This window comes from uncultured Friedmanniella sp., assembly GCF_964244005.1.
In the GTDB taxonomy this organism is placed as follows: Bacteria; Actinomycetota; Actinomycetes; order Propionibacteriales; family Propionibacteriaceae; genus Microlunatus.
The window spans coordinates 1-5,754 of the sequence record NZ_CAXTHG010000049.1 but is presented as its reverse complement, the minus strand read 5'-3'; the positions used below and the strand labels follow the sequence as shown (position 1 = coordinate 5,754).

Genomic DNA, 5,754 nt, shown 5'->3' with positions numbered 1-5,754 from the left:
TGTACATGGCGCTGCTCGCCGTGCCGGACGCGAGGCGGCGCTTCGACACCAGCACCGTCAGGATCGGCGCCTCCGGCGGGGCCTCGCTGCCGGTGGAGGTGCTCCGCGGCGTCGAGCGGACGTTCGGCTTCGGCCTGCTCGAGGGTTACGGGCTGTCGGAGACCTCACCGGTCGCCTCGTTCAACCATCCGGACCGGCCGACGAAGCCCGGGTCGGTCGGCACCCCGATCCGCGGAGTCGAGTTCGCGCTGCTCGACAGCGACGAGGCCGAGGTCGCCGATGGTGAGATCGGTGAGATCGTGATCCGCGGCGAGAACGTGATGAAGGGCTACTGGGACGCCCCGGAGGCCACCGCCGAGGCGATGCGCGGCGGCTGGTTCCACACCGGCGACCTCGCCACCCGCGACGCCGACGGCTACTACTTCATCGTCGACCGGGTGAAGGACATGATCATCCGCAACGGCTTCAACGTCTATCCACGTGAAGTGGAAGAGGTCCTCTACGCCCATCCGGCCGTGGCCGAAGCCGCCGTCTTCGGCATCCCCGACCCGGTGCACGGTGAGGAGATCGCCGCTCTGGTCACCCTGAAGCGCGACGCTACGGCCACCGCCGAGGAGCTGCGCGACTTCGTCGCCAACCAGATCGCGGCGTACAAGTACCCCCGCGTCATCCGCTTCGGCATCCTGCCCAAGGGACCCACCGGCAAGATCTTGAAGCGCGAGATCACGTTCGACGCCTGACGCGTCCTCGGTCGCCCCGCCCGCCCCGCCCCGCCCGCCCGGCGCGAGCTCGCCGCATGGGACCCCCCTGTCCGGTCACTTCACACGCTGTCGGGCGACGTCACACGTGCGGGCGGTCCAGCAAAGTCGCCCGTGCGCCTGTGAAGTGACCGGGCAGGCTCCGCCGCGGGAGCCAAGCCCGCCTGTCCTCGCCGGGTCAGGGGGTGGTCAGGACGGCGGTGATGGCGGAGTGGCCGGCGAGCTTGAGGCGGTCGCCGTCGACGCTGGCGTCGCCGACGGTGATGATGGCTTCGACCGGACCGGAGAGCGCGATCTCGCTCGAGGTGTCGCTGAAGTTGGCCGCGATGACGACCTCCCCGCGTTCGATCAGCAGCCAGCCGGCGTCGTCGTCAGAGGTCGCCTGGCCGTGGTCGAAGCGCGGGTCGGTCAGGTCGGGATAGCGGTGCCGGACCTTCAGCAGCTCGGTGGTCAGCGCGAGCAGCTCGGCGTGCCGACCCGACTGGGGCTCGGACCAGTCGAGCTTGGACCGGGTGAAGGTCTCGGGGTCCTGCGGGTTGGGCACGTCGACCGCGCCCCACTCCATCTGGGCGAACTCCTCGAGCCGACCTCGGGCAACGGCCTCGCCGAGCTCCGGCTCGGGGTGGGAGGTGAAGAACTGCCACGGGGTCGAGGCGCCCCACTCCTCGCCCATGAAGATCATCGGCGTGAACGGGCTGAGCAGGGTGAGCATCGCGGCGATGCCGAGCTGGTCGGAGTCGATCTTGGTCGACAGCCGCTCACCGGTCGCCCGGTTGCCGATCTGGTCGTGGTTGTCCGAGCAGACCACCAGCCGCCAGGTCGGGGTCCGCAGGATGTCGATCGGCTGGCCGTGCGACCGGTGCCGAAAGCTCGACTTGGTCCCGTCGTGGAAGAAGCCGTTCTCGAACACCTTGCCCAGCGCGGCGAGGGAGTCGAAGTCGGCGTAGTAGCCGGTGGTGTCGCCGGTCAGGCTGACGTAGAGCGCGTGGTGGAAGTCGTCGCTCCACTGGGCGGTCAGCCCGTAGCCGCCACCCTCGCGCGCCGTGATCAGCCGGGGGTCGTTCAGGTCGGACTCGGCGATCAGCGGCAGCGGTCGGCCGACGAACGCGCTGAGGGCGGAGACCTCGACGGCCATCTCCTCCAGGATGTGCATGGCCCGGGTGTCCGCGAGGGCGTGCACGGCGTCCAGCCGCAGCCCGTCGACGTGGAAGTCGCGCAGCCACATCAGCACGTTGTCGATGATGTAGCGGCGCACCTCGTCGGAGTCCTCGCCGTCGAGGTTCGGCGACTCGCCCCAGCTGTTGGCCCCGGCCGCGTTGAGGTACGGGCCGTAGCGGGGCAGGTAGTTGCCGCTCGGACCGAGGTGGTTGTAGACGACGTCCTGAATCACGGCGAGGCCGCGCTGGTGGCAGGCGTCGACGAAGCGCTGGTAGCCCTCCGGACCGCCGTACGCCTCGTGCACGGTGTACCAGAGGGCCCCGTCGTAGCCCCAGTTGTGCACGCCGTTGAAGTCGTTGACCGGCATCAGCTCGACGAAGCCGATCCCCAGGGCGACCAGGTGGTCGAGCTTGGTGATGGCCGCGGCCAGCGTGCCCTCGGGGGTGAAGGTGCCGACGTGCATCTCGTAGATGACGCCGCCGGCGAGCTGCCGGCCGGTCCAGCGGTCGTCGGTCCAGGGGTAGGCGTTCGCGTCGTACGTGCGGGACCAGCCGTGCACGCCCTCAGGCTGGCGCTGCGAGCGCGGGTCGGGCAGCACGGCGTCCGCGCCGTCGAGCCGGTAGCCGTAGTCGAACTCCCCCACGCCATCGCCCGGCAGCGGCGCGGTCGGGCGCCACCACCCTTCCTCGTCGCGCTGCATCGGCACCCGGGTCTCGACCCCGTCGGTCCCGGCGGGCCGCACGACGAGCTCCACCGACTCCGGGATCGGGGCCCAGACGGCGAAGCTGAAGGCGGTCTTGCTGCTGGTCACGTTGCTCCCGAAGGCGTGGTCGCGGGGGTCACAGGGCGCACCCCACGAGAACTGGTTCGCACACCAAGATGATGCCGAAGGACTGCTGCACGCCGGCGCGGATGCGCCGGGCGAGGTCGAGGAGGTCGGCCGCGCTGGCGCCCCCGCGGTTGGTGAGGGCGAGCACGTGCTTGGTCGAGACCCGCGCGGCGCCGTCGCCGTAGCCCCGACCGAAGCCGGAGCGCTCGATCAACCAGGCCGCGCTCGTCTTGACCCGGCCGTCGGCCTGGGCGAAGCGCGGCGCGTCCGCCGGCAACGCGGCGGCGGCCGCCGGGTCGAGCAACGGGTTGGTGAAGAAGGAACCGGCGCTCCAGGTGTCGGGATCGGCGTCGTCGAGCACCATGCCCTTGCCCCGGCGCAGCGCCAGGACCGCGGCGGCGACCTCACGGGCCGGGGCGCGGCTGCCGAGCTCGACGCCGAGGACGCGCGCGAGCTCGGGGTAGCGGATCGGGCCCGACAGGAAGCCGAGCCGCAGCTGGAAGGTCACAGAGAGGACGAGATACCGCCCCGGCTCCGCCTTGAAACGCGAGGTCCGGTACCCGAACTGGCACTCGATGGCGAAGAAGGTCCGGATCGCCCCGGTCTGCCGGTCGAGGGTGCGGACGGTGCTGATCAGCTGGCCGACCTCGGTGCCGTACGCCCCCACGTTCTGGATCGGCGTGCCGCCGACGAGACCGGGGATCCCGGCCAGGGTCTCCAGCCCGCTGTACTCGCGGTCGAGGGTGTGCCCGACGAGCTCTTCCCACGGCTCGCCGGCCGCGACCTCGAGGACGGCACCCGAGCAGGACGCCACGTCCTCGGCGATGCCCCGCGTCGCGACCTGGACGACCGTGCCGGCGAAGCCGTCGTCGCCGACCAGCACGTTCGACCCACCGCCCAGCACCAGGACCGGTTCACCGGCCGCGTCGAGGTCGCGGACGCAGGCGACGAGCTCGGCCTCGGTCGTCGGCGCCACCAGTCGGCGCGCGGGACCGCCGACCCGCAGCGTGGTGAGGTCAGCCAGCCGGATGGTGTCCTGAGCGGCGTGCACCTGCAGCTCAGGCACCGAGGTCGACCTCCGCCCGGGCTGCGCCGAGGACCTTCTGGCCGTCACAGGCCGCGTCGATGCTCACGGTGACGATGGTGCCGTCGACCGCTGACACTTTCGCGGTGACCAGCACCTCGGCCCCGGTCGCGTCGTCGGGGACGACGACCGGCTTGGTGAAGCGGACGCTGTAGGAGCGCACCCGGCTGGGATCGCCCACCCAGTCGGTGACCACCCGTAGCGCCGCGCCCATGGTGAGCAGGCCGTGCGCGACGACCCCCGGCAGCCCGACCTGGGCGGCGAAGTGTTCGGAGTGGTGGATGGGGTTGAAGTCGCCGGAGGCACCGGCGTAGCGGACCAGGTCGGTACGGGTGAACCGCAGCGTCAACGGCGGCAGCACGGTGCCGAGCTCGGCGTGGGGGGTCTGCTCGGTCACGCCGCGACCTCGCGGCTGTGGAAGAAGGTGGCGGTCGCGGTGGCGACCAGCTCGTCGCTGAGGCTGCGGACCTCGACGGAGGCGGTGATGATGTCGGCCGGGCCGCGGCTGCGGACGCGGTCGATGACCAGCCCGGCGGTCACCCGGTCGCCGGCGCGCAGCAGCCGGGTGATGGTGAACCGCTGGTCCCCGTGCACGATCCGCGGCAGCGCCAGACCGAGCTCGGGGTCCTCGAACATCGCCTGCCAGGCGGTCGCGGCGATCACGGCGACGAAGGTGGGCGGCGCGACCGCGTCGTCGCCGGCGTAGCGCGGGTGGTCGTCCCCGAGCGCCGCCGCGAACTCGGCGATCTTGGCGGTTGGCACCTCGTACGGGGCCGTCGGGGGGTAGCGACGCCCGGTGTGCGCCTCGGTGATGCCCATGGCGGTCACGCTAACGGAGTTCGGCGCCCAGGCGGGCACGGTCGTAGCGGCGCAGCACCAAAGGTGCGGCCAGGTCGCCGAGGGGCGGCGCCAGCGTCCAGCCGCGGTCGGCGGTCAGGCGCTGGATGGGCTCCAGCAGCAACCCCGGTGACAAGAACAGGGGGACGACGGCGACCGGCTCGCCCAGCTCCCGCAGCACGGCGGGGACCCGCGGGTCGGTGGTACCGAACGCCGCGCGGACGGCTCCGGGCCGCGCGTGGGACAGCCGGGCCGCGAGATCGTGCACCGCGTCGTTGGCGGCGGGGTTGGACGAGCCGACGGCGAAGAGCAGCACCGACGTCGTCGGCTCGACGCCGGCCGCGGCCATGCTGGCGCGGACCAGGTCCTCCACGTCGGGACCGGTGCCGAGGATGTCGCTGACCAGCAGTTCCAGCCCGGTCTCCGCGACCGCCTGCTCGACCGCCTCGGGGACGTCGACGGTGGCGTGGAACGCCACGGTGAACAGCAGCGGCACGACGACCGCCCGGCGGTGGCCGGCCGCGACCAGTCGAGAAGCGACGGTTATCAGGTCCGGTGCGGCCAGGTCGAGGAAGGCGGCTTCGGCGTCGACCTCACCGGCGGCCGCGGCGACGCTCATCAGCGAGGTGATGGACGCGGTCCCATCGGCGTGCCGGCTGCCGTGGGCCAGACCCACCAGCGCGGGCCGCGGGTCGAGAGGCCGGGGATGCGACGAGCCGTCCGCAGCAGCGGACGGCTCGACGGTGGATTCCTGCGGCGTGGCAGGGGGACCCGGCACAGCGGAGGTGCTCAGCGGGTTTCGCGGTGAGCGGTGTGGGTGTGGCAACGCGGGCAGAACTTCTTGAGCTCCATCCGGTCGGGATCGTTGCGCCGGTTCTTCTTCGTGATGTAGTTGCGCTCTTTGCAGACGGTGCAGGCGAGCGTGATCTTCGGCCGTACGTCGGAGGACTTGGCCATGGCGACACCTTCGTTTCTCTGGAGTGTTCGGACCAACTGGGTGATGCCCGAACCCTTGCGTCGCCCCTGCGGGCGAGTAGCGGGAGCGGGACTCGAACCCGCGACACAGCGATTATGAGCCGCTTGCTCTA

General features: G+C 71.6%; 7 protein-coding genes and 1 pseudogene. 2 read left to right on the top strand and 6 right to left on the bottom strand.

From position 1 onward, the window contains the following. Positions 1-5: 5 nt before the first annotated feature. Positions 6-275: pseudogene (locus tag ACFE76_RS19950) on the top strand (AMP-binding protein); the annotation flags it as partial. A 24-nt stretch (positions 276-299) separates the two neighbouring features. Next, entirely contained in the window at positions 300-740 is a 441-nt protein-coding gene (locus ACFE76_RS19945; protein ID WP_375433544.1) for a hypothetical protein, read from the top strand. 196 nt (positions 741-936) lie between these two features. Here ACFE76_RS19945 and treZ read toward each other — a convergent pair whose 3' ends face one another. The 6 genes from treZ to rpmG are packed head-to-tail and all read right to left on the bottom strand — an operon-like array spanning position 937 to position 5,623. Further along, on the bottom strand, positions 937-2,727 hold the full coding sequence (gene treZ, locus ACFE76_RS19940) for a malto-oligosyltrehalose trehalohydrolase (protein WP_375433535.1): 1,791 nt from the start codon (positions 2,725-2,727) through the stop codon (positions 937-939). Positions 2,728-2,755: 28 nt separating this feature from the next. Beyond that, a complete protein-coding gene (locus tag ACFE76_RS19935; RefSeq protein ID WP_375433534.1) occupies positions 2,756-3,811 on the bottom strand; it encodes a UDP-N-acetylmuramate dehydrogenase in 1,056 nt (351 codons plus the stop codon). Then, positions 3,804-4,226 (bottom strand): MaoC/PaaZ C-terminal domain-containing protein, encoded by a 423-nt coding sequence (locus tag ACFE76_RS19930; RefSeq protein WP_375433533.1) that lies wholly within the window; start codon positions 4,224-4,226, stop codon positions 3,804-3,806. Before ACFE76_RS19930 ends, ACFE76_RS19935 begins: the two co-directional genes overlap by 8 nt. Next, positions 4,223-4,648 carry a MaoC family dehydratase N-terminal domain-containing protein gene (locus tag ACFE76_RS19925; RefSeq protein WP_375433532.1) on the bottom strand — a complete coding sequence of 142 codons (426 nt, stop codon included), beginning with the start codon at positions 4,646-4,648 and terminating at the stop codon, positions 4,223-4,225. Before ACFE76_RS19925 ends, ACFE76_RS19930 begins: the two co-directional genes overlap by 4 nt. 10 nt (positions 4,649-4,658) lie before the next feature. Next, positions 4,659-5,444, bottom strand: coding sequence for a sirohydrochlorin chelatase (locus ACFE76_RS19920; protein ID WP_375433531.1), 786 nt, complete (start codon positions 5,442-5,444; stop codon positions 4,659-4,661). An 11-nt stretch (positions 5,445-5,455) separates the two neighbouring features. Further along, entirely contained in the window at positions 5,456-5,623 is a 168-nt protein-coding gene (gene rpmG / locus ACFE76_RS19915; RefSeq protein WP_375433530.1) for a 50S ribosomal protein L33, read from the bottom strand. Positions 5,624-5,754: the final 131 nt, after the last annotated feature.